Origin of the sequence: Corynebacterium sp. ACRQK (genome assembly GCF_022345965.1) — a bacterium.
Classification (GTDB): Bacteria; Actinomycetota; Actinomycetes; order Mycobacteriales; family Mycobacteriaceae; genus Corynebacterium.
Window position 1 is genome coordinate 98,747 of record NZ_JAKRMU010000004.1, and the last position, 20,697, is coordinate 119,443.

General features: G+C 63.7%; 17 protein-coding genes. 6 read left to right on the forward strand and 11 right to left on the reverse strand.

What is annotated here, in order from left to right:
- Positions 1-13: 13 nt before the first annotated feature.
- Positions 14-865, reverse strand: coding sequence for a 3-methyl-2-oxobutanoate hydroxymethyltransferase (gene panB, locus MHX63_RS05910; protein WP_239387666.1), 852 nt, complete (start codon positions 863-865; stop codon positions 14-16).
- A 120-nt stretch (positions 866-985) separates the two neighbouring features.
- Between panB and MHX63_RS05915 the strand changes: the two genes are divergently transcribed.
- On the forward strand, positions 986-2,323 hold the full coding sequence (locus tag MHX63_RS05915) for a glutamine synthetase family protein (RefSeq protein WP_239387667.1): 1,338 nt from the start codon (positions 986-988) through the stop codon (positions 2,321-2,323).
- Between the two features lie 78 nt (positions 2,324-2,401).
- Positions 2,402-5,470: a bifunctional [glutamine synthetase] adenylyltransferase/[glutamine synthetase]-adenylyl-L-tyrosine phosphorylase gene (locus MHX63_RS05920; protein ID WP_239387668.1), complete on the forward strand. Its 3,069-nt coding sequence runs from the start codon at positions 2,402-2,404 to the stop codon at positions 5,468-5,470.
- A gap of 32 nt (positions 5,471-5,502) precedes the next feature.
- Here the strand turns inward: MHX63_RS05920 and MHX63_RS05925 are convergent, their stop codons facing one another.
- Positions 5,503-6,294: a sortase gene (locus MHX63_RS05925; protein WP_239387669.1), complete on the reverse strand. Its 792-nt coding sequence runs from the start codon at positions 6,292-6,294 to the stop codon at positions 5,503-5,505.
- A gap of 43 nt (positions 6,295-6,337) precedes the next feature.
- On the opposite strand from MHX63_RS05925, the gene MHX63_RS05930 reads away from it, so the two are divergent.
- Positions 6,338-7,669, forward strand: coding sequence for an MFS transporter (locus tag MHX63_RS05930; protein WP_239387670.1), 1,332 nt, complete (start codon positions 6,338-6,340; stop codon positions 7,667-7,669).
- 4 nt (positions 7,670-7,673) lie between these two features.
- Here the strand turns inward: MHX63_RS05930 and MHX63_RS05935 are convergent, their stop codons facing one another.
- The 5 genes from MHX63_RS05935 to MHX63_RS05955 form a co-directional block, all read right to left on the reverse strand.
- Positions 7,674-8,993 carry a hypothetical protein gene (locus MHX63_RS05935; protein WP_239387671.1) on the reverse strand — a complete coding sequence of 440 codons (1,320 nt, stop codon included), beginning with the start codon at positions 8,991-8,993 and terminating at the stop codon, positions 7,674-7,676.
- Positions 8,994-9,008: 15 nt separating this feature from the next.
- Positions 9,009-9,569, reverse strand: a complete 561-nt coding sequence (locus MHX63_RS05940; RefSeq protein WP_239387672.1) for an SRPBCC family protein — start codon at positions 9,567-9,569, stop codon at positions 9,009-9,011.
- Positions 9,570-9,657: 88 nt separating this feature from the next.
- The gene (locus MHX63_RS05945; protein ID WP_239387793.1) at positions 9,658-9,933 is read right to left on the reverse strand and encodes a hypothetical protein; all 276 of its coding nucleotides are present in this window, start codon (positions 9,931-9,933) and stop codon (positions 9,658-9,660) included.
- Between the two features lie 19 nt (positions 9,934-9,952).
- Entirely contained in the window at positions 9,953-10,981 is a 1,029-nt protein-coding gene (bioB, locus tag MHX63_RS05950; protein WP_239387673.1) for a biotin synthase BioB, read from the reverse strand.
- Between the two features lie 600 nt (positions 10,982-11,581).
- Positions 11,582-12,058 carry a cupin domain-containing protein gene (locus MHX63_RS05955; protein ID WP_049050394.1) on the reverse strand — a complete coding sequence of 159 codons (477 nt, stop codon included), beginning with the start codon at positions 12,056-12,058 and terminating at the stop codon, positions 11,582-11,584.
- Between the two features lie 130 nt (positions 12,059-12,188).
- Here MHX63_RS05955 and MHX63_RS05960 point away from each other — a divergent pair, with 130 nt between their 5' ends.
- The 3 genes from MHX63_RS05960 (at position 12,189) to MHX63_RS05970 (ending at position 15,148) form a co-directional block, all read left to right on the forward strand.
- Positions 12,189-13,076, forward strand: a complete 888-nt coding sequence (locus tag MHX63_RS05960) for a fructosamine kinase family protein (RefSeq protein ID WP_239387674.1) — start codon at positions 12,189-12,191, stop codon at positions 13,074-13,076.
- Between the two features lie 140 nt (positions 13,077-13,216).
- Positions 13,217-14,461, forward strand: a complete 1,245-nt coding sequence (locus tag MHX63_RS05965) for a hypothetical protein (RefSeq protein WP_239387675.1) — start codon at positions 13,217-13,219, stop codon at positions 14,459-14,461.
- Positions 14,462-14,536: 75 nt separating this feature from the next.
- A complete protein-coding gene (locus tag MHX63_RS05970) occupies positions 14,537-15,148 on the forward strand; it encodes a DUF421 domain-containing protein (RefSeq protein ID WP_239387676.1) in 612 nt (203 codons plus the stop codon).
- A 22-nt stretch (positions 15,149-15,170) separates the two neighbouring features.
- On the opposite strand, the gene MHX63_RS05975 is transcribed toward MHX63_RS05970, so the two are convergent.
- From MHX63_RS05975 to MHX63_RS05990, 4 genes are all read right to left on the reverse strand, one after another.
- Complete coding sequence (locus tag MHX63_RS05975) at positions 15,171-17,303, reverse strand: YhgE/Pip domain-containing protein (protein ID WP_239387677.1); 2,133 nt, start codon at positions 17,301-17,303, stop codon at positions 15,171-15,173.
- Complete coding sequence (locus tag MHX63_RS05980) at positions 17,303-18,127, reverse strand: ATP-binding cassette domain-containing protein (RefSeq protein ID WP_239387678.1); 825 nt, start codon at positions 18,125-18,127, stop codon at positions 17,303-17,305. The genes MHX63_RS05975 and MHX63_RS05980 overlap by 1 nt, the downstream gene beginning before the upstream one ends.
- A 191-nt stretch (positions 18,128-18,318) precedes the next feature.
- Complete coding sequence (locus tag MHX63_RS05985) at positions 18,319-18,939, reverse strand: VIT1/CCC1 transporter family protein (protein ID WP_239387794.1); 621 nt, start codon at positions 18,937-18,939, stop codon at positions 18,319-18,321.
- Positions 18,940-19,159: 220 nt separating this feature from the next.
- Positions 19,160-20,686, reverse strand: coding sequence for an MFS transporter (locus tag MHX63_RS05990; RefSeq protein WP_239387679.1), 1,527 nt, complete (start codon positions 20,684-20,686; stop codon positions 19,160-19,162).
- Between the last annotated feature and the right edge of the window lie 11 nt (positions 20,687-20,697).

A 20,697-nucleotide genomic window follows, 5' to 3' on the forward strand; every position in this document is an offset into this window, starting at 1 on the left:
CAGGCCAGCCGGGTTAGAAGCAGTGCTCCTGCGCCGGGAACTCGCCCGTAGCAACCTCTCGCTTGTAGGCAGCCGCGGCGGCGGTCAGATCCGAACCCACCGAAGCCCACTGCTTAGCGAAGCGCGGACGGTGTCCACCCGCCGGGAATGCAGCCATGTCGTGCCACACCAGAACCTGCCCATCGCAGTCCGGACCTGCACCAATGCCAATCGTCGGGATGGCCAGCTCCTTAGTCACCGAAGCAGCCACGTCCGCGGGCACCATCTCCAGCACAACCATGTCGGCACCGGCTTCCTGCACGGCGCGGGCGTCGGCCAGCAGCTGCTCGGCGCCAGCCCCGCGGCCCTGCACCTTGAAACCGCCCAGCTGGTTGACGGACTGCGGAGTAAAGCCGATGTGCGCACAAACGGAGATGCCGGCGTCAGTAATAGCGCGAATGCGATCCGCAATCCGCACCCCGCCTTCGATCTTCACCGCGTGCGCGCCCGTGCGATGCAGCATCTCGGTGGCGGCCTTCACGGCCTGCTCATCCGAAGCCTCGTAGGTGCCGAAGGGCAGGTCAGCGACCACGGCGGCATTACCGGCGCCGCGGACAACGGCGGCTGTCAGGTAGACCATCTCGTCCATGCTGATGCGCTGGGTGGCGTCATACCCAAACACCACATTCGCGGCAGAATCGCCGACCAGCATGATCTCCACGCCCGCTTCGGCGAACGCGACGGCGGTGGAGTAGTCGTAGGCGGTCAGCATCGCAAACGGCTCGCCCGTGCCCTTACGCGCCTTCAGGTCGGCAATGCGCACCTTCTTAGTGGGGACCAGGTAGCCGTTGGGGGTGGAGCCCGATGTTCCAGATGTTGCAGTCATGCTGTTCATTCTAGGTGACGCCCTCAACCCCAATCGCTAAACCGCCGACTAGCGCAAACGGGGGCGCGGCCTAGCGCAAACGGGGGCGCAGTCGGGCGGGAAACTTCTACAATGAGGGATATGAATCGCCAACAGGAATATGTTCTGCGCACGCTGGAAGAACGCGACATCCGCTTCGTTCGCCTTTGGTTCACGGATATCCAGGGGTACCTCAAGTCCGTGGCGGTGGTGCCAGCGGAACTGGAGGGAGCTTTCCAGGAGGGCATCGGTTTCGACGGTTCGGCGATTGAGGGGTTTTCCCGCATCGCGGAATCGGACACGATTGCGCAGCCGGACCCGTCGACGTTCCAGATCTTCCCGTTTAAGTCAGATGATGGAGCTTTGTCTGCGCGCATGTTCTGTGACATTGCGATGCCGGATGGCACCCCTTCGTGGGCGGATCCACGCCAGGTGCTGCGCCGCCAGATGAAGGCCGCCGCGGATCAGGGCTTCAGCTGCTATGTGCACCCGGAGATCGAGTTCTTCCTGGTCAAGGAGCTAGAGACTGAGGGTTATCCGCCGGTGCCGACGGATAACGGCGGCTACTTCGACCAGGCAGTCACCGACGACGCTCCGGCTTTCCGCGCCCACGCGATCAGCGCGTTGGAGCACATGGGTATTTCCGTGGAGTTCTCGCACCACGAGAACGCGCCGGGACAGCAGGAGATCGACCTGCGCTACGCCGACGCCCTGACGATGGCTGATAACGTGATGACCTTCCGCTACCTGATTAAGCAGGTAGCCCGCCGCAATGGCGTGGCCGCGACATTCATGCCTAAGCCCTTCCGCGAGCACGCGGGTTCCGCGATGCACACCCACATGTCCCTGTTCGAGGGAGAGAACAACGCTTTCCACGACCCGGATGATGAGCTGCGCCTGTCGGGCACCGCAAAGTCCTTCATCGCGGGCATTCTGGAGCACGCCCCGGAGATCACGGCGGTGACGAACCAATGGGTGAACTCCTACAAGCGCATTACCTCCGGCGATGAGGCTCCGCGTGCGGCGGCGTGGGGTGCGTCGAACCGCTCGGCGATGGTGCGGCTGCCGATGTACACGCAGAACAAGGCGGCTTCCCGTCGCGTGGAGGTTCGCTCCCCGGATAGCGCCTGCAACCCGTACCTGGCCTACTCGGTGCTGCTGGCCGCAGGCTTGAAGGGCATCGAGGAGGGCTACGAGCTGCCCAACCCGGCGGAGGAGGATGTCTCCCGCATGACCCGCCGCGAGCGCATTGCTGCAGGCTACAAGGATCTGCCCTCGGATCTGAACAGTGCTTTGCGGGAAATGGAACGTTCCGAGTTGGTTGCCGATGCCCTCGGCGAGCACGTCTTTGAGTTCTTCCTGCGTAACAAGTGGCGCGAGTGGTACGAGTACCAGTCGCAGATCACGCCGTGGGAGCTGCGGAACAACCTGTCCTTCTAGTCGCCCTGTCTGCGGCTTCCTCTCCCACGCTTCCATCCCTCCCACTACTTCCTTTAGTTCTAGGAGCACCTTCACCCCATGACCCGCCCTCGCAGTTCGCGTTCCTCCGTGCCAACCGCCCGCACCCTGGGCCTGACTCACCCCAAAGCGCAGGAGGACCTTGAGCGGCTCGGCTGGGTGGATGCCCAGCACGCGGAGCAGATGTGGATTCTCGCCGCGACGGGCGATCCGGATCTGGCGCTGAACAACCTGATCCGCCTGGTAGAGGTGCTCGACCGCGCGGACGGTGCGGACTCCGCAGGCACCAGCGCCGAGCTGCTGGCGCGGATCAACGAATCCCGCCGGTTCGCCGTCCGCCTGCTGAGCCTGTTTGGCGCGTCGTCCATGCTGGGCGACCACATCGTTGCCAACCCGGCAGAGTGGAAACAACTCGAAGACGGGATGCCCTCGGCCGAGGAAATGATGGAGCTCATGCTCGGCAGCGTCTCGGCAACCCCCATTGAAGGCTCGGGCGAGCGGGTATTTCGGGCGGGCGTCACAGGCTCAGAGGCCGACGACGCAATGCGCCGAACTTACCGCACCATCCTCGCGCGCATCGCCGCCGTCGACGTCGCGGGCACCTTCGTGCAGCGTGGCGAGGAATCGGCCGAGCCTGTCGAGTTCGAGCTGGTCTCCCGCCGACTCTCCGACGCGGCGGACGCCGCACTGACCGCCGCCCTGGCCGTCGCGTGCGCGCAGGTCTACGAGCCGGAAGAACAGCCCGCCCGGCTCGCAGTGCTGGCCATGGGCAAGTGCGGTGCGCAGGAGTTGAACTACATCTCCGACGTGGACGTCATCTTCGTTGCCGAACCCGCCGACCCGAAGGCCACCCGCTGGGCAGGCGAGTTCATCAACATCGGCAGCCGCGTGTTCTTCGATGTAGACGCCGCCCTACGCCCCGAAGGCAAAAGCGGTGCCCTGGTGCGCACCCTGGAATCGCACGTGAAGTACTACAACCGCTGGGCTGAAACCTGGGAGTTCCAGGCACAGCTAAAGGCGCGCCCCATGACAGGTGACCTGGAGCTAGGCCAGGAGTACGTCGACGCGCTGGCAGCGAAGGTGTGGTCAGCCGCCGAACGCGAGGACTTCGTGCAGGACGTGCAAGCCATGCGCCGCCGGGTGATCGAGAACATCCCGGACGATATCCGCGCCCGAGAGCTAAAACTGGGCCCCGGGGGACTGCGCGACATCGAGTTCGCCGTCCAGCTGCTGCAGATGGTGCACGGGCGCACGGACGAATCGCTGCGCACACGCTCCACCGTCGCCTCGCTGCGCGCCCTGGCCAAGGGCGGCTACATTGGCCGCGCGGACTGCCAGAACCTGCAGGAAAACTACGCCTTCATGCGCCTTTTGGAGCATCGCCTGCAGCTACAGCGCCTGAAGCGCACGCACACCCTGCCGCCGAAGGAGGACAAGGCTGCCCGCGTGTGGCTGGGCCGCACCTCCGGCTGCCGTCCGCAGGATACGAAGACCATAGACGAGCAGCTGGCGGCCGACGTTAAGCGCGTGAGCCTGGAGATCAGCCAGCTGCATTCGAAGCTGTTCTACCGCCCGCTACTTACCTCTGTGGCGGCGATGCAGGCCGATACGATCCGTCTGTCGCCGGAGGCCGCGAAGCGCCAGCTGGCCGCCCTGGGTTACGCCTACCCGGACCGCGCCTTCGAGCACCTAAGCGCCCTGGCTGCGGGCAGCAGCCGCAAGGCCAAGCTGCAGGCCATCATCCTGCCCACGCTGCTGGAATGGCTGGGGGAGACGGTCGACCCGGACGCTGGCTTGTTGAACTACCGCAAGCTCTCGGAGGCAGCGTACGACTACAGCTGGTTCCTGCGCCTGCTGCGCGACGAGAACATCGTGGGCAAGCGCCTTATGCACATCCTGGGCACCTCGCCCTATGTCGCGGAGCTGTTCTTAAACTCCGTGGACTCGGTGAAAATCCTGTCCGACGGCGCCGTCGGCCCGAAGTTCCTGGAGCGCGAGCCGCAGGTCGTCACCCACTCCCTGGTCGCAGCTGCCGGCCGCCACCGCCACCCGGATAAGGCCATCGCCGTCGCCCGTTCGCTGCGCCGCGCGGAGCTGGCCCGCATCGCCGCCGCCGACCTGCTGGGCTTCATGGACGTGGAGCAGGTCTGCGTTTCCCTGTCCTGGGTGTGGGACGCGGTGCTCGAGGCCGCCCTGCGCGCCGAGATTCGTTTCTGGGAAGACGAGAATGTGGCCAACGCGCCGGCGCGCATCACTGTTATCGGCATGGGACGGTTGGGCGGTGCGGAGCTCGGGTATGGTTCTGACGCCGACGTGATGTTTGTCGCCCAGCCTGTCGAAAGCGCGGACGAATCAGAAGCGCTGAAGTGGGCCACCAGCATTTGCGACTCGGTGCGAACGCGCCTGGGCAGGCCCAGCCAGGATCCGCCCCTGGACGTGGACATTGACCTACGCCCGGAGGGGCGCAACGGTCCGATCGTGCGCACGCTGGATTCCTACCGCCGCTACTACAAGGAGTGGGGCGAGACCTGGGAGATGCAAGCCTTGCTGCGTGCCACGTGGATCGCGGGCGACAAGGATCTGGGCATCGAGTTCCTGCGCATGATCGACGACTTCCGCTACCCGCCGGGAGGGGTAGATGACAAGGTCGTCCAGGAAGTTCGCCGCATGAAGGCGCGTGTGGATTCCGAGCGTTTGCCGCGCGGCGCAGACCGCAAGACGCACACCAAGCTGGGCCGTGGCGCCCTGACGGACGTGGAGTGGACCGTGCAGCTGCTCACGATGCAGCACGGGGACGATGCGGATAACCTGCGCAACACCTCCACCCTGGAGACTCTGCGCGAGCTCGCCAGCGGCGAGTATATCGCCGAGTCCGATGCGGAGATTCTGCGGGATGCCTGGATTACCGCCACCATTGCACGCAATGCGATTGTGCTGGTCAAGGGCAAGCGGAAGGATCAGCTGCCCAGCCACGGCGACCAGCTGCGCCACGTCGCAGCGGCTGCCCACTGGCCGCCGGAGCAGGCCCAGGAGTTCCTGGACGACTATCTGAAGAAGACCCGCAAGGCCCACCGAGTGGTGGACCGGGTGTTCTGGGGCGAGGACGTCGGCATCGACTACGGCGGTTAGACCAGCAGCCGGAGCCGCTAGTCGGGAGCGGGCTAGACCAGCTCGCCCTCGACGATCACGTTGTAGCCGAGGTCGTTGCTACCGGAGACCGAGCAGGCGATCAGCACGATCCGCCCCGGACGCTTGTCGTCCATAATGTCAGGGTCCACGATGGCCTCGTTCTTATCCACCAGCCAGCTGCGGGTAACCTTCCAGGTCCTTTGGTGGTTCGCGCCGTCGCGCATCTTGATTTTTGCCCCGTTGAGCACGTCGGAGGAGTAGCGCTTCACCGGCTTGCCATCCGTGCCGTTCAGGTTCTGCGGCGGGGCGTTCAGGTTCACATCCGCCGTCACCGCTTCGCTCAAGGGGTTAAACACCAGCGGAGCCGCACCCCACGCATGCCCCAGGATGTACATCGTGCCCTTTTCCGCATCCTTCGGCGATACACCCCAGCCATCGACCCAGCGCACCATGGTGTTCTGTGGCCCCGCTGGGTTCAGCGGCAGGGCGTAGGGCATCGAGTCGAACGTTGCTCCCTGTACCGGGGCGGGGCCGTCCATGGTGAAAGACCCGGTTCCCTCGACCGGCCCCGGAACTACCGAGGGATCATCCTCGTCCTCCCGCTTGCCGTCCTTCTTCGGCTCCTTCTTCTCGCTGGGCTTCGCGGAGCTCGATGTGGCGGAGCTGGACGAGCCCTCGCTGGCGTTGGTGGTGTTGGAGGCCGAGGGGGCGTCCTCACCAGAAAAACCCAGAACGGCCCAGATAGCCAGAGCGATAACTACCAGCAGAGCCACAACGGCTACCAGAATACGGCGGCGATTAGCGAAGGGGCGGGTAAGGCTCATGGTGAATAAGTCTATCCATAACCCAAGGAGTAGCGTGAGATGAGTGACAGCTACGGACAAAGAGAAACTCAGCCCCCGTGCGCTCATCGTGTGGGGAGCCGGGGTGCTGTGCTACACCCTGGCGGTGACGGGACGCACTTCCTTCGGCGTGGCCAGCGTGGATGCCATCGACCGCTTCCACATCAACGCTGCACAGTTGGCTGTGTTCACCGCGCTACAGCTGGCGGTGTACGCCTTCGCGCAGATCCCGGTGGGCTTGCTGGTGGACCGCTTCGGGCCACGCAAGCTGATGGTGGCCGGCGCTTTCGTCATGGCAGTGGGGCAGGTCACGCTGGCTTTCACTACCAGTTATCCGGTGGCGATCTTCGCCCGCATGCTGATCGGCGCGGGCGACGCGACGGCCTTCCTGTCCGTAATGCGCCTGATCCCCGCGTGGATTCCGCTGCGCCACGCACCGCTGCTCGGCCAGCTGACGGGCGCGGTGGGGCAGTTCGGCCAGTTCCTATCCGCCGTGCCTTTCCTGAGCCTGCTGCACGCGACCAGCTGGCAGACCGGCTTCGTGAGCCTCGGCGCGGTAGGCGCGCTGTTGGCGCTGGCGGCGGGCGTGCTGGTGAAGGACTCGCCGGAGCCTGAGCCAGAGGAGGCCGCGGCGAGAGCCAATGCCAGCGCTGACGCGGGCACCAAGGCCAGCGTCGAGCCTGCTGAGCCCGCCAAGGCAGCCGAGCCCGCCGAACGCCTGGGCGTCAAGAAGATCCTGGCCAACGTGCTGACCAACCGCGTCTGCTGGCACGGCTTCTTCATCCACTGGACGGGCCTGGGTGCGTTGGTGGTGTTCACTCTGCTGTGGGGCCTGCCGATCATGACCCTCGGCCTGGGTCTGCCCGCCGACCAGGCCGGCCTGGCGCTCTCGCTGGGCACGCTGGCCTCCGTGGCGGTCGGCCCGATCGTGGGCCTGCTATCCGCCCGCTTCTACAACCGTCGCATGCAGATCGTCATGATCTTCTCCATCACCGGTTGGTTGGGCTGGCTGTGGTTCTTTACTTCAGCGCCTACGGGCGTGCTGTGGGCAGCCTGCCTGATGAACATCATCATGGGCTTCACCGGCCCCGTTGCGAACTTGGGTTTCGACTCCGTGCGCGAGAAGGTGGACCGCCGCTTCGTCGCCACCGGCACCGGCCTGGCGAATATGGGCGGCTGGGTTGCGGGAATGATCGGCGCCCAGGCAGTCGGCGTGCTTTTGAACCTGCGCGCCCCGGACGGCAACTACGACTGGTCGGACTTCGGCGTGGCCTGGATCGCGGTGGCTACCGTGTGGGCGTGCGGTTTTAGCGGAATGTGGCTCTCGCGCGATCGCAACGTGCGCCGTTATTCTTAGGCCCTTATCCTCTGGTTTTTTCCCTAAGAGGTTCTTTCTTCGTGACGCCCTCAGCCTCCTGCTTCTTTGCGGGTCGCGACTTTACCCCGGCGTGGATGGTGAGCTTGAGCGCCAGGTAAGTGATGTACACCATCAGGATGTTTCGGGAGACAAGCACGAGGGCTGCAAACCAGTGGGGACCTTCGAACAGCAGATTGTAGGTGAAGGGGAATACAACCGTGGTCAGGGCTGCGGCGAGCACACTCAGTTGCGTGAGCTTGCGAAGCGCGTCGGGCTCGCTCTGCGCTGCATCCCGCCCAGAGGCGCTGCGTGCCTTGTCCGGCTGCTTTGCCAGTAACACGGCCAGCAACGGGCCGAACCACGCGACGTACTGCGGGGAGAACACCTTGTTGGAGACGATCAGCAGCAGCACCATAGTCAGGAAGAACAGGGCGGTACTGCGGGGAGACCAGGCGTCACCAAGAAAACGCCACAGAGCCCAGCCCAGGCCGAACAACATCGTGCACACCATCAACACGCTGCTAGCCGTGAGCAGCTGATCCACGCCCGGGCCGAAGATTTCGAAGCTCTTCGACGGGGCCTTGGCGATGTGCCATTGGCCGGGGAAGATCGTGGCGGCGACGATCAGGGGAGTAGCGAAAATGGACTCGATCTGCAGGCCGCGGACATCCTGGTACGTCAGCGGGGAGACAAGGCGATCCCAGCCGGAGGTCAACACCGTGATCGCGCCGACGACTACGAGGGTGCCGCCGAACGCGGCCAAACGAACCCAGGTGGCGGAACGATTCCACTTATCCACCAGCCCAGCGGCCAGCGCGGCGGGCCACAGCTTCGACATGGCCGCGAACCCCAGCAGGGCGGAGGCGAGCTTCGGGTGGGTGAACAATGCAGCCGCGGTGGCGGCGACCAGCAGACCGGGGATCAGATCCAGGCGGGAGTACACGATCGGTCCCGCGGCGGCGGTAAAGGCGGTCCAGAATAGTGCGGCGCGGTGGCTGCGATTCAACAGGTAGAAGAAGAATGCCGTGTTGAGGGCAATAAGGAATCCAGAGAACAGGGTGAGGAAAACATAGGCGTGATCCCCACTCAGCTGGATGATCGCACGCACGGGCCACAGCCCAGCATCCGGATACTCGGTTAGGGGCACAGCGCCGTGGCTGGGGGGTGGAGGCTCCTCCAGGGAATTACGGAAGTAATACATGGGGTCGCCCTTGGCGAAGGGCCAGAAGATCAGAACTCCAACGATAACCGCATTCGTCAGTGCCCAGGCTGCAATGATTCTGGAACGGGGCCAGGGGGTGGATAGGTTGGTCTGATCACTCACGAAAGTGAACTGTACCTAAAAATTTTCGGCTTCCCTAGCAAGCGCACGGACGGTCTGCTGGATTCCTTCCTGCAGGCTGGCCTCGAACTTTTCCTCCCCGCCGAGGACGACCGCGACCAGCGCGCGGGAAATTAAGGAGGTCTTGCCGCCGGGAGCCAGGCGCTTCTCGGTGAGGACGGTCTGGGAGCCGTCGGCGGCGGGGGCGAGCTCGAAGCGCCAGCGCGTGCCGTTCAGGGGGATCTTGAATTCGAAGACCTTCTCCGGCACGACCTCTGTGACGACCGCCCAAGTGGGCCACCAGAGGATGCCCTGGCGGTTGAAGTTTATCGTGAGGGTGCCTGGGGCCGGGGCTGCAGCGTTGCTGCCAGTGCCGGTGCTGGCGCTGTTGCCAGCGTTGCCCGCGCTGGCTGCGCCCGCGCCCGCGCCAGCTGCGCTGCTCTTTCGACGCGGCAGTAGGATCATCTTCTTGCACTGCGGGCTGCGGTCACCCATCGCTGACAGGTCGGTAACCCGCTGCCAGACCTTGCTCGAAGGTGCGTTGACAGTGATGCTGGCGGAAATCTCCGGAGCTGCCATGGTTGTGGTGCCTTTCGTCAGTGGCTCGTCTTGTCAGGGGAAGTTTTGTCACCGCAACTAGCGGTGGTTCCACACTACGTGCTGCAAGCTACGCATCCACCACAATTGAAGAATCCACATCGCCATGCCGGGAGCACTCCGCCGTCCAACCCATCGGATTCACCTGCACCTTCATCCGGCGCCCGCACAGCGGGCAGAAACGCGGCGGCTCCAAACCCGCCAGCGCCCCGCGGCTCGCCTGCTCAAGTGCCCCGCGGCCGACGCGCAAGGTTTCGTCTGAAGTGTCGAGTGGCTGGCCCGTATGGGCGTCATATAAAGGGGTACCGCCCAAGACAAACAGGTCGGTGAGTTCGCTTAGAGGCATCGAGGACGTCACGGTGTGCCTACAGGGTCGCGTTCAGAGCCTTGATCGGCAGCTGCAGCTTGCCGAGCATATCCACGTCGCGCTCGGCGGGGCGCCCTAGCGTGGTCAGGTAGTTGCCCACAATGACGGCATTGATGCCTCCCAACAGACCCTTCTCCGCGCCCAGGTCGCCCAAGGTCAGCTCGCGGCCGCCTGCGAAACGCAGCAGCTGGCGGGGGAGAGCCAGGCGGAACGCGCCGATGGTGCGTAGAGCATCGTTGACCGGCATGGGCTCAATGTCCGCGAAAGGAGTACCCGGGCGGGGGTCGAAGAAGTTCAACGGAACCTCCGTGGGGTCGAGGTTCTGCAGGTCGATGGCGAACTCCGCGCGCTGCTCGACGGTCTCGCCCATGCCGACAATGCCGCCGCAGCAGACCTCCATGCCCGCGTCGCGAACCATCTCTAGGGTGGACGTGCGCTCTTCCCAGGTGTGGGTGGTGACAACCTCCGGGAAGTAGCTCTTGCAGGTCTCCAGGTTGTGGTTGTAGCGGTGCACGCCGAGCTCCTTCAGGCGATCGACCTGCTCCTGGGTGAGGATGCCGATGGAGGCTGCGATGTTGATGTCGACCTCCGCCTGAATAGCGGCGATGGCCTTGGCCATCTGGTTCATCAGATCCTCGTCAGGGCCCTTCACGGCGGCGACGATGCAGAACTCCGTGGCGCCGGTCTTCGCGGTCTGCTTTGCGGCCTCGATCAGCTGGGCGATGTCCAGCTGGATGGAGCGGACCGGGGATTCGAAAAGGCCCGACTGGGCGCAGAAGTGGCAGTCCTCGGGGCAGCCGCCGGTCTGCAGAGAGATGATGCCCTCCATCTCCACGGCATCACCGCACCACTTCAGGCGAACCTGGTGGGCCAGCTCCAGCAGCTCGTCCAGGTGCTCGTCGCCGAGCTGCAGAACCTGGAGAGTTTCCTTGTAGTTCAGGGGCTCGCCGTTTTCCAGCACCTTCGTGCGGGCGAGGTTCAGGATTTCTGGGGTTGCGGTGGGCTGCTTCGTCTCAGCAGTAGTCATCGTCAGTCTCCTCGAAGCTGTTGTGAAATTTCTCGTGAGCCTTCTCATGCGAGTTATGGGGGCGTATCAGTCATGAACGTCAGTCTTGAACGTCAGTCTTGAACGCTGTTTAGTTTCACATGCTAACGTACTGCGACTTCGACGTGTGATGTACCGGGGGTTAGGCGCGTGGAGCGGGGGTATAGGTGCGTGGAGCGGGGGTTAGGCGTGTGGTTCGGGGGTATAGGTGCGTGGAGCGGGTGGGGGTAATGTCCCAAATCTTCCATTCTGTTTTCATAACTAATCTATTTGTGCAGGTCAGACCATTTTGAGAATTGGGCTGCAAATGTGCTTTTCGCTGAAAGTGGAAGATTTGGGACATTGGCGTTGTAGCCCGCTCGTGACTGTGGATCCTGTGGGGCATCAGGGGTGCATGTGGCGTGAGCGGCGTGGGCGGTTCCGGCGCTGTGGAGGTTATGCGGTGGATGTCACTCGGCGGAGGCTGCGTGGTCCAGGGCAAAAGAAAAGTGGCGCCCCGCGTAGGGGTGCCACTGTTGCCGGCTTAACCCAGCTGGTTCGGCGCAGCCGGCTCAAGCAAGCTCAAGCCGGCTCAACCCAGCTCTAGGCGTGCTCGTCGGCCTGCTGCTTCGGAGGCTGAACGGTCCACTCCGGCGGAACGTCCTTGCCGGACTCCTCGTCCTGCTCTGCCTGCTCGGCGGTCTCCTGCACGATGCCCTTAGCGTGGTGGCTCGGCGCGTAGATCGCGTACACCTGCATCGGCTCGTCACCGGTGTTGATGATGTCGTGCCACACGCCAGCCGGAACCTGCACGGCCCAGCCGTCGGAGACTTCCTGCTGGATGGTCATGTTGTCCTTGTCCGGACCCATGATGCACTTGCCGACACCTGCGTCCAGGCGCAGGAACTGGTCGGTATCGTGGTGCACCTCCAGGCCGATGGAATCGCCTGGGGCGATGGACATGAGGGTCACCTGCAGGTACTTGCCCGTCCAGGCGGTGGTTCGGTAGTTCGTGTTCTCTCGGGTGGCAGTTTCAATGTCAAAGACATTGGCCTCTGGTCCGTTGTCTACGATCTTCATGATGTTCCTTTCAGTTCGACATCCTTCACTTCCCAGTGTAGGCCGATTTTCCTGGGCTTTCAGACGCTCGCCAGCCTTCTGCCACCGCAATGCTGTAACGCCGAAGCCGTAACGCTGTAACACTGGGGGCATGGCTAATTCAGACATTTATTGGAAAGCTAATCCCGGCCGCCCCGGCGCTTGGGAGGTCGCGGGCCTGCGCTGGCTCGCCGAGGCTCCGGGCGGCGCGCCGGTTGTTTCTGTTCACGAGCACGATGCTCGTGGGTTGGGGATCGATCGGGTAGAGCCTATGACGCCCGCACGCGCCATGGCCGAGGATTTCGGCCGAAAGCTGGCGGCCACGCATGCTGCGGGGGCGCCCCATTTCGGGTTCTCGCCGACGGGGGAGTCTGGATTCCAGGGCCCCAACGACAACCTCTTGGAGCTTCCCCTGAAACCTTTCGAAAGCTGGGGAGTGTTCTACGCGGACGTGTGCTTGTCTCCGTTGGTTGCGCGGGTCTTCGGTGGAACTTCGGCAGCCGGAACTTCGGCAGTCGGCACCTCGGCAGCTGAAACGTTGGCAGCTAGCGCCTCGCAGTCTGCTCCGGGGGCTGGTGCCGGGAGCGCCACCGCGGACGTTCCCGTCGAGGTCTCCCGGTTGCTGGAGGCCCTGCGCGCCGGGCAGCTGGACGATGGCACACTCCCGGCCCGAATCCACGGCGATCTGTGGGCGGGGAATGTGCTGTGGGGGAAGGTGGCGTCAAGAAATAAAGAAGGAGCAATCCTCATCGACCCGAGCGCGCATGGCGGCCATCCGCGCGCGGACCTGGCGGCGCTGCGACTCTTCGGCGCGCCGCACCTGAGCAGTATCGAGGGCGCGTATTTCGAGGCCAGCCCGTACGTGGATGGATGGGGGACGGGTGCGCAGAGCGTGGATCTGCACCAACAGCACCTGCTGTGGCTGCACGCGGCGGTGTTCGGCGGCGGTTATGTCGGGGAGGCCGTCGCGGGCGCGGGGCGCGTGGTGCGCGAGTTGTGACGCGCGGGCGGGGCGCGGTGCGCGCGCTGTGACGCGCCCCAAGCGGAAGTGCTGTAGGGAAGCCGACGGAGTACAGTCATAGTTCGGACACGAACAGAATCATTTGTTTTTCTAATTTTTCGTGAAGGAGTTTCTTCAGCGTGAAGAGAACATTCTCTATCGCCATGGCCTTCGTCGGGCTGACCGTCGGCGCGGGCTTTGCAACCGGCCAAGAAGTCATCCAATACTTCATTTCCTTCGGGCTCAACGGCATCTGGGGCGCGGTGCTGGCCGGCATCGTCATGACCCTTGCCGGTAGCGTGATCCTGCAGGTCGGCAGCTACTTCCTGGCCGATGAGCACCGCATGGTGTTCCGCAACGTCGCGCACCCCATCGTCTCGCGGTTCTTGGATGTCTCCGTGACGATCACCCTGTTCGCCGTCGGTTTCGTGATGCTCGCCGGCGCGGGTTCCAACCTGGAGCAACAGTTCGGCCTCCCCGCCTGGGCGGGCGCGCTGTTAATGACGGGCGTGGTGCTGGCCGCCGGAATGCTGGACGTGGAGAAAGTCAGCCAGGTCATTGGCGCGCTGACCCCGCTGATCATCATCGCGGTGGTCTTCGCCTTCGTGTACACGATGATCAACATGCCCTCCGACACCTCGCATCTGAACGAGATTGCGATGGCGGAGGAGTCGCCGGTTTCCCCGTGGTTCGTCTCCGCCCTGAACTACAATGGCCTGGCGCTGCTGCTGGGTGTTTCCATGTCCCTGGTGATTGGCGGTAATTACGCCTCCCCGAAGGAGGCCGGTCTCGGCGGTCTGATGGGTGGCGTGCTGTACACCGCAATGCTGATCATTGCGGCGATCACCCTGTACTTGAACATCGAGATCGTCCAGGGCAGCGATGTGCCGATGCTGGCGATGATGGACAACATCAGCCCGGTGCTGGGCGTGATTATGGCGATCATCATCTTCTTCATGATCTTCAACACCGCGATCGGCATGTTCTACGCGCTGGGTAAGCGTCTGACCGCCAGCACCGACAAGTCCTTCCGCCCGGTGTTTATCGTGGTGACGCTCATTGGTTACGGCATCAGCTTCGTGGGCTTCGATACCCTCATGACCTACGTCTACCCGGTCATCGGCTACATCGGCCTGGTGATGATCGTCGTGATGATCGCCTGGTGGGTTCGCTCCCGCACGGACATTTTTGCGGAGTCCAACCGCCGCGACCGCATCCACGAGCTTGCCCACGCACGCGAGCACGACGACGAACAGTACACCGACGAGGATCGCCAGGAGATGCGCAAGCTGGTCGGCGAGTCCAACATCGAGGACAAGGAGCTGCACCAGACCATCACCGACGAGGTGAAGAGCGAGATCCCGGACGAGGAGCTCGAAAAGTAGCGCACCGCGCACCACGCGCCCGGTGCGCCGTGCCCACCCCGCCGTGCCCTCTACCTGGGCGTACAATGAGTATCCATGTTTGGCGGGATGCATGAATCACTCACGACGGTTGCGATAAGCGCGGCGGATTTCACGCCACCGCAGGGGTGGGGGCCGGTGCTGAAGGAACAGCTCGGTATTGATCTGTGGCGCATCCCGGTGGTCATGGTCGCCGCCGTCGGTATCTACCTGACGTTCCTGGTGGCGGTGCGGCTGTTCGGGCAGCGCATTCTCAGCCCGCTGGGCGGCTTCGATGCCGTCGTTATTTTCATGTTTGGTGCCGTCGCGGGCCGTACTGTTCTGGGCCACCCGCCGTCATTGGCCGCGGGCGTGATCGGCCTGCTCACCCTCATGGGCATGGAGGCTCTCTTCGGTGCCGTGCAGGACGTCGTGGCCTTGCGCCGCACCATCAACTCGCCCCCGACGGTGCTGATCGCCCATGGCGAGGTGCTGGAGGAGATTCTGCAGCGCAACCACATCACCGAGACCGCGATCGCTACGGCCGCGCGCAAGGCGGGGGTGCGCGACTTTAGCGAGGTCGCGTGCATGATTCTGGAATCCAACGGGTCGATCTCTACCCTGCGCGCGGGGGAGAAGATCGACCCGGATTTGTTGCTGGGTGTCGAGGGTGCCGAGAAGGTTTTGTGACGCCCCTTCGTCCCACCGAACCTTAAGCGTTCAGCACTGGGTGCAGTCGCTTCATGGTCCAGGTTTGCTGGCTGCGGGCCGATAGCGTGGTGACCAGGAAGCAGCCGAGGCCGACGAGGAAGAGTACTCCCACTGCGATCGGTAGGCGTTCGTCGTAGAAGCCGTAGATCAGCTGTCTGAAGCCGTTGACTGTGTACGTCATTGGGTCGAACGGATGCAGGAATTGGAAGAACTTGTTTTGGGTCTCGACGGGGTAGAGGCCTCCCGAGGCGACGATCATCAACATGAGCACCGCTAGGGCTGTCACGCGGCCTGGTCCAGGTCCGAGGAACGCGATGAACATTTGGTTCATCAGCATCCACACCATTGCCACGAGGGCGGCGAAGAAGAATAGCCCCGGCAGGTTATCGACATCCATGCCCACGCCCCAGACGGTCACGCCGACCACGACGGCTGCCTGGCCGATCGCGAGCAGGCCGGTCGGCAGGAAGCCGGAAAGTGCCGCACGCCAGGAGTGCACACCAGAGTTGACGGTGCGAGCCTGCAGCGGCTTGATCATCACGTAGACCATGATGCCGCCGATGAACAGTGCCATGCTGAAGAAGAACGGTGCCATGCCGGCGCCGAAGGTGTGGGTGCCGGAATCGTTGTCGCTCTTCAGATCCACCGGCCCGCCGATGGTGGAGGCGGTGGCCAGGCGCTGGCCCTCGTTCCAATTCGGAACCTGCTTGGAGCCATCGGAGAGCTTGGTGTGCAGCTCGGAAGCGCCGTCGTCCAGCTTGGCGGTGCCGTCCTTGGCCTTGCCGGTGCCCTCGGCGAGCTTGTCCGCACCGTCCTTGAGCTTGGCGTTGCCGTCGTCCAGCTTGATCACGCCGTCCTTCAGCTTACCTGCGCCGTCGGAGGCTTCGCCCATCTTTTTGTCCAGCGTCTGCGCGCCGTCGTTGAGCTTGTTCACGCCGTCCTGTAGCTGCTTGAACTGGCCCGGCAGGCCCTTTAGCTCGGTCACGCCGTTGCGCAGCGGCGCGTTCGGGTCGTTGAGCTGGTAGGACAGCTGTGCGCTGCCGTCAGCCAGGCGCTTCAGGTCCGATGCGTTCTGCGACTTCGGGCCGAGGCCCTGCGTTTCCAGGGCGAAGGCGACCTTGTCCAGCTCGTCAGCTGCGGTGATGGCGGCGGGCACGCCGGTGCCGCGCAGGTCGCGGGAGAGCCCACGCAGGTTGGCCGCGTGGTCGCCCTGGGCTTTGGTCACACCGCCCAGTTTGGTGTTGAGCTGCTGCACTCCGTCGTTGACCTGGCTTGCTCCGTCGCCGAGTTTATTGACGCCATCTTCCAGCTGATTGAGCTTTCCAGCCTTGCCGTTGAGCTCGTCGGCCGCAGAGTTCACCTTTGTGGCGAGCTCGTCAGTACCGTCGGCTAGTTTGCCTGAACCGTCGTGAAGTTGGACGAGTCCGTCATCCAGATCGGTTGCGCCCTTGCGCAGCTTGCCGGAACCGTCCTTGGCGGTGGCCAGGCCGTCGGCGAGCTCGTTGGCGCCGTCGTCCAATTGGATAGACCCGTCCTTCAGTTCGGCGGTGCCGTCGGCGAGCTTGCCGGCGCCGATGGCGGCCTTCTGCATGCCGGAGCCGGCGTCCACGACGCCGAGGAGGACCTTGTCCACAGCCTCTGCGCTGATCTTGTCGCCGACCACGCTGATGACCTCACGCATGACGTTCTGGCCGATCATGGTGGACAGGTAGCCGTTCGCGTCGTTGTAAGTGCTGATGAGGTTGGCCTTCTCCGGGTTATCGGAGGTGGGGGAAGCCACCGCTTCGGAGAAGTTTTCCGGCAGTTCGAGGGAGAAGTAGTATTGGCCGGATTCCACGCCCTTGCGGGCATCTTCGGCATCCGTTTCGATCCAGCTGATCTGGTCGTTGTCCTTTAATCCTTCGATTACCGTGTCGCCGGCGCGCAGTTCCTCGCCCTCAACGTTGGTTCCCTTGTCACTGTTAACCAGTGCGACAGGCAGGCTGTTCAGGTTCCCGAAGGGGTTCCAGAATGCCCAGAGGTACAGGGCGGAGTACAGCAGCGGCATAAGCACAAGGATGACAAGTGCGGCTCGGGTGAGCCGGTTGCGCTTGAAACTGCGGATTTCGCTGTTGAGTTTGAAACCGGCAAGCATTAACGGTTCTCCTTCTGCTCTGCGGTGGTGTTGTGGTCTTCGGGGATGTCTAGGTCGTCGAGTTCTGGATCATCGAGTTCGGGGTCGTATTGGTCTGATTCCACTTCAGCCGGGTCAGGGTATTCGCGCAGTCCCGTATGAATCGGGTGCGCGTGGCCAGCGTTGGCGTCAATTTCAATAACTTTGTGGGGCTCCACAGGGCCGACAATCGGGTTCGACGAGTTCACGATCACAGGAATGTCTTGCGCAAGGCGCTCTAGTACCTGCAACAGAATCGCACGGTCGTCGTTCTCGTGTACCTGCTCGAGGTCGTCCATGATCAGCAGCTCGATGGGCTTGTTGTCGGCGGGCGACAGGGCCAGGCTGATGCGCAGCATGATCTTGTCCAGGTTGTCCAGTTGAGAGATGTAGGCATCCAGAGGAGGCAGGTCGCGGTCGCCGTAGACGTAGTTGCAGAAGCGCTCCAGATCCTCTTGCGAGGCCTTGCGCATCGGCATGAACCACGGTTTCGACCAGGACATGGACTCGGTGAGAACGTCCTGGACCGTGACGGAACGCTCCAGCAGGTCGATCTGCTCGACACCGGCGATGGCTACGCGGGAGCGGATGAGCTTCGGCTTGGATTCGCCGAGGACGCGCAGCGAGCCGCCGGTGGGCTTCATTCGGCCAGAAAGGATCAGAGCCAGGGCAGTGCGGCCGGAGCCACCCTTGCCAAGCAGGTTGGTTAGCCCCTGGTTGGGGATAGCGAAAGAAAGAGGGCCGAACACTCGGCCCTCGTCACCTTTAAGTTCGAGATCCTGGGCTTCTACTGCTAGGGAAGACATGGCTTTACCTGATTTCTGTGGGTAGGGAAGCTCGGTCTATTTCAACGGACACCCTGGATATTCTTGTAGATTTTGACGATTTCGTCAATTTCCTTCGCGGTGTGCTGCGGTGGCGCGGCAAAATAGCGCTACAGCACCCGAATCTACAAGGAATCTAGTCGGGAAGCTGCAGCGCTATTGGGGAAGGGAGGCTATATCCCCGCCCCGAATACAGAGCCGACGGCGAAGGTGACCGCCAGAGCCGCCATGCCACCGATCACGATGCGCAGCACCGCGCGGGTCTTCGGTACGTTACTGAGGTGAGCCGACAGGGCGCCAGTGAGCGCCAAGGCTACGAAGGTCACGCCGAAGATCACGGCCACGGGGGCGAACAGGGCGGCGGCAAACGGCAGAGCGGCACCCAGAATAAAGGAAATAAAGGATGCGATGCCCGCCGACCACGGGTTCACCAGCTGGCTCATGCCCATGGCGCGCTCGGAATCGCGCTGCGAGGAGACAGAGACGTATTCGCCGAGCGCCATGGAAACGGCACCGCCGATGACGGCGGCCAGGCCGGACATTGCGATGGTCTGCGGGTTGCTGGTCGCGCCGGCCACGCCGACGAGGACCGCAGCGGTGGAGACGATGCCGTCGTTCGCGCCGAGGACGGCCGCGCGGAGGCGGTTAAGGCTCTCGCCGTGGTTGTCATCGACGTCGGCGGGCTCAGCTGGGGCAGCGAGCTCGGCGCTTTCAGCGAGCTCGGGGTGTTCGGCTGAAGCGGTCGGCGTGTGTTCGGCCTGGGTAGCTGGCGGAACCTCTGCGTGTGCGGTCACTTCAGCCGTCGGGATGGTGATAATCCCGCGTTCGCATGTAGCCACGGCAGTGCAGCTGCCGTCGTAGTTGCGATCGCAGGGGCAAGATACTGAAGTGCTCATGACTCAAGTATCGCCGGGTTTGAAACCTTCCGCAAGCATTGAAAGGCTACCTTTACGCAGGTCAGGGTACTTTTTGTTAGGTGAGGTTGGGGTTGGGGAGGCGTGGTGGCGTCAGTAACTAACGGGCGGCTCGGCGGGCGCGCAGGCGATTGTCGTAGAGCGCGATGACGAGGGCGACGGCCATGAGCGAGCCGATGGTGCCGAAGCCGATGGCGGTGCCGAGGGGCCAGTTGATGGCGCGCGAGCTGGCGAAGACGATCGCGGTGATCAGCGCGAGCCCCATGGCAGTACCGATGCGTTGTGCAGTCTGCAAGACCGCGCCAGAGCTGCCCGCGTAGTTGAGGGGCACGTCCGCGAGCGTGAGAGTTTGGTTCGGGCCGATAACCGCGCCTTGGCCGGTGCCGACGAGGAAGAGGGTGAGGACCATCCACCACTCCGAAAGGCCCGTAACGTGGTGCAGCACAAGGGCGAGGATGGTCAGCACGATGCCGGTCAGCGCCACGGTGATGCCGTCGATGACGACGCGACGACCCCGGTCGGCGACCCTCTTGCCGGCCCAGTTGGCGGCGAAAGAGCTGCTGATCGCGGCAGGAATGCCAACGCTACCGGCGACGAGCGCGCTGTAACCCAGGCCATTTTGGAAGTACAGGGCCACGAGCACCCAAATGCTGGTTATGCCCATGAAGTACACTCCCGCCAGCATGGTGCCCAGGCGGAAGCTGGAGAAGCGGAAGATCTGCATGTCCACCATCGGGTCGAAGGGCTTCGACTTTTTCACATGGCGCTCCCACGCCAACCATCCGGCCAGAAGGGCGACGGCGACGGGGAGTAGCAGAAAGGTGCGCGCACTGCCGGAGGATTCCACGAACGGGAAGAGGAAGGCCAGGACGGCCAAGCCCAGCAGGAGGGAGCCGAAGGGGTCGAGGCTGCGCACCGCGCGGATGACGCCCACGTTACGGCCGGTGACGGGATCCTTAACCCGGCCCATCAGCGGGCGCGGGAACCACAGGAGTGCGAGGACGAAGGCGAGAAGCCCGAAGGGAACGTTGACCAGGAAAGTCCAGCGCCAGCCGTGCTCCGGGCCGCCGACGCGAATGAGGAAGCCACCCAGGGTGGGGCCGATGGCCACGGCCACGCCCACGACCGTGCCGAACCAGCCGAAGGCCCGGCCGCGCTCCTTGCCGCGGAAGAACTGCTGGATCATGCCCACGGCCTGCGGATTGAGCAGGCCAGCGCCCACGCCTTGAATGAAGCGGGTGACATTTAAGGCTTCCGCGGTGGGGGCAAAGCCAGCGGTGATGGCGGCCAGGGTGTAGACGCTCAAGCCGATGAGGTACATCCCGCCCCGGCCGAGCAGGTCGCCGGCGCGGCCCGCGGCGACGAGAACCACGCCGAACGTCAGCGTGTAGCCGGAGAGCACCCACTGGATGTCCGATTCGGTGGCGCCCAGCCCCTGCTGGATGGAGGGCAGGGCGACGTTGATGATGGACACGCTGATCAGCGACATGAAGATCGTCGTGAGGATGACGCCCAGAACTTTCCAGCGGCGCGGATCCTCACCCGGGGGATAGGTGCCGGGGGAGTGGATCGTGGCCTCCGACGCGCCGCGGCGGGGGTTTGCGGCCTGTGTGCTCTTGTCAGCCACGGTGGAGCGTG

Bases quoted from the DNA above. Each gene is read 5' to 3' on its own strand.
- MHX63_RS05975 (WP_239387677.1), bottom strand. From the start codon at position 17,303: ATGCTTGCCGGTTTCAAACTCAACAGCGAAATCCGCAGTTTCAAGCGC.
- bioB (WP_239387673.1), bottom strand. From the start codon at position 10,981: ATGACTACTGCTGAGACGAAGCAGCCCACCGCAACCCCAGAAATCCTG.
- MHX63_RS05945 (WP_239387793.1), bottom strand. From the start codon at position 9,933: ATGCCTCTAAGCGAACTCACCGACCTGTTTGTCTTGGGCGGTACCCCT.
- MHX63_RS05970 (WP_239387676.1), top strand. From the start codon at position 14,537: ATGTTTGGCGGGATGCATGAATCACTCACGACGGTTGCGATAAGCGCG.
- MHX63_RS05925 (WP_239387669.1), bottom strand. From the start codon at position 6,294: ATGAGCCTTACCCGCCCCTTCGCTAATCGCCGCCGTATTCTGGTAGCC.
- MHX63_RS05915 (WP_239387667.1), top strand. From the start codon at position 986: ATGAATCGCCAACAGGAATATGTTCTGCGCACGCTGGAAGAACGCGAC.
- MHX63_RS05980 (WP_239387678.1), bottom strand. From the start codon at position 18,127: ATGTCTTCCCTAGCAGTAGAAGCCCAGGATCTCGAACTTAAAGGTGAC.
- MHX63_RS05960 (WP_239387674.1), top strand. From the start codon at position 12,189: ATGGCTAATTCAGACATTTATTGGAAAGCTAATCCCGGCCGCCCCGGC.
- MHX63_RS05955 (WP_049050394.1), bottom strand. From the start codon at position 12,058: ATGAAGATCGTAGACAACGGACCAGAGGCCAATGTCTTTGACATTGAA.
- MHX63_RS05920 (WP_239387668.1), top strand. From the start codon at position 2,402: ATGACCCGCCCTCGCAGTTCGCGTTCCTCCGTGCCAACCGCCCGCACC.
- panB (WP_239387666.1), bottom strand. From the start codon at position 865: ATGACTGCAACATCTGGAACATCGGGCTCCACCCCCAACGGCTACCTG.
- MHX63_RS05940 (WP_239387672.1), bottom strand. From the start codon at position 9,569: ATGGCAGCTCCGGAGATTTCCGCCAGCATCACTGTCAACGCACCTTCG.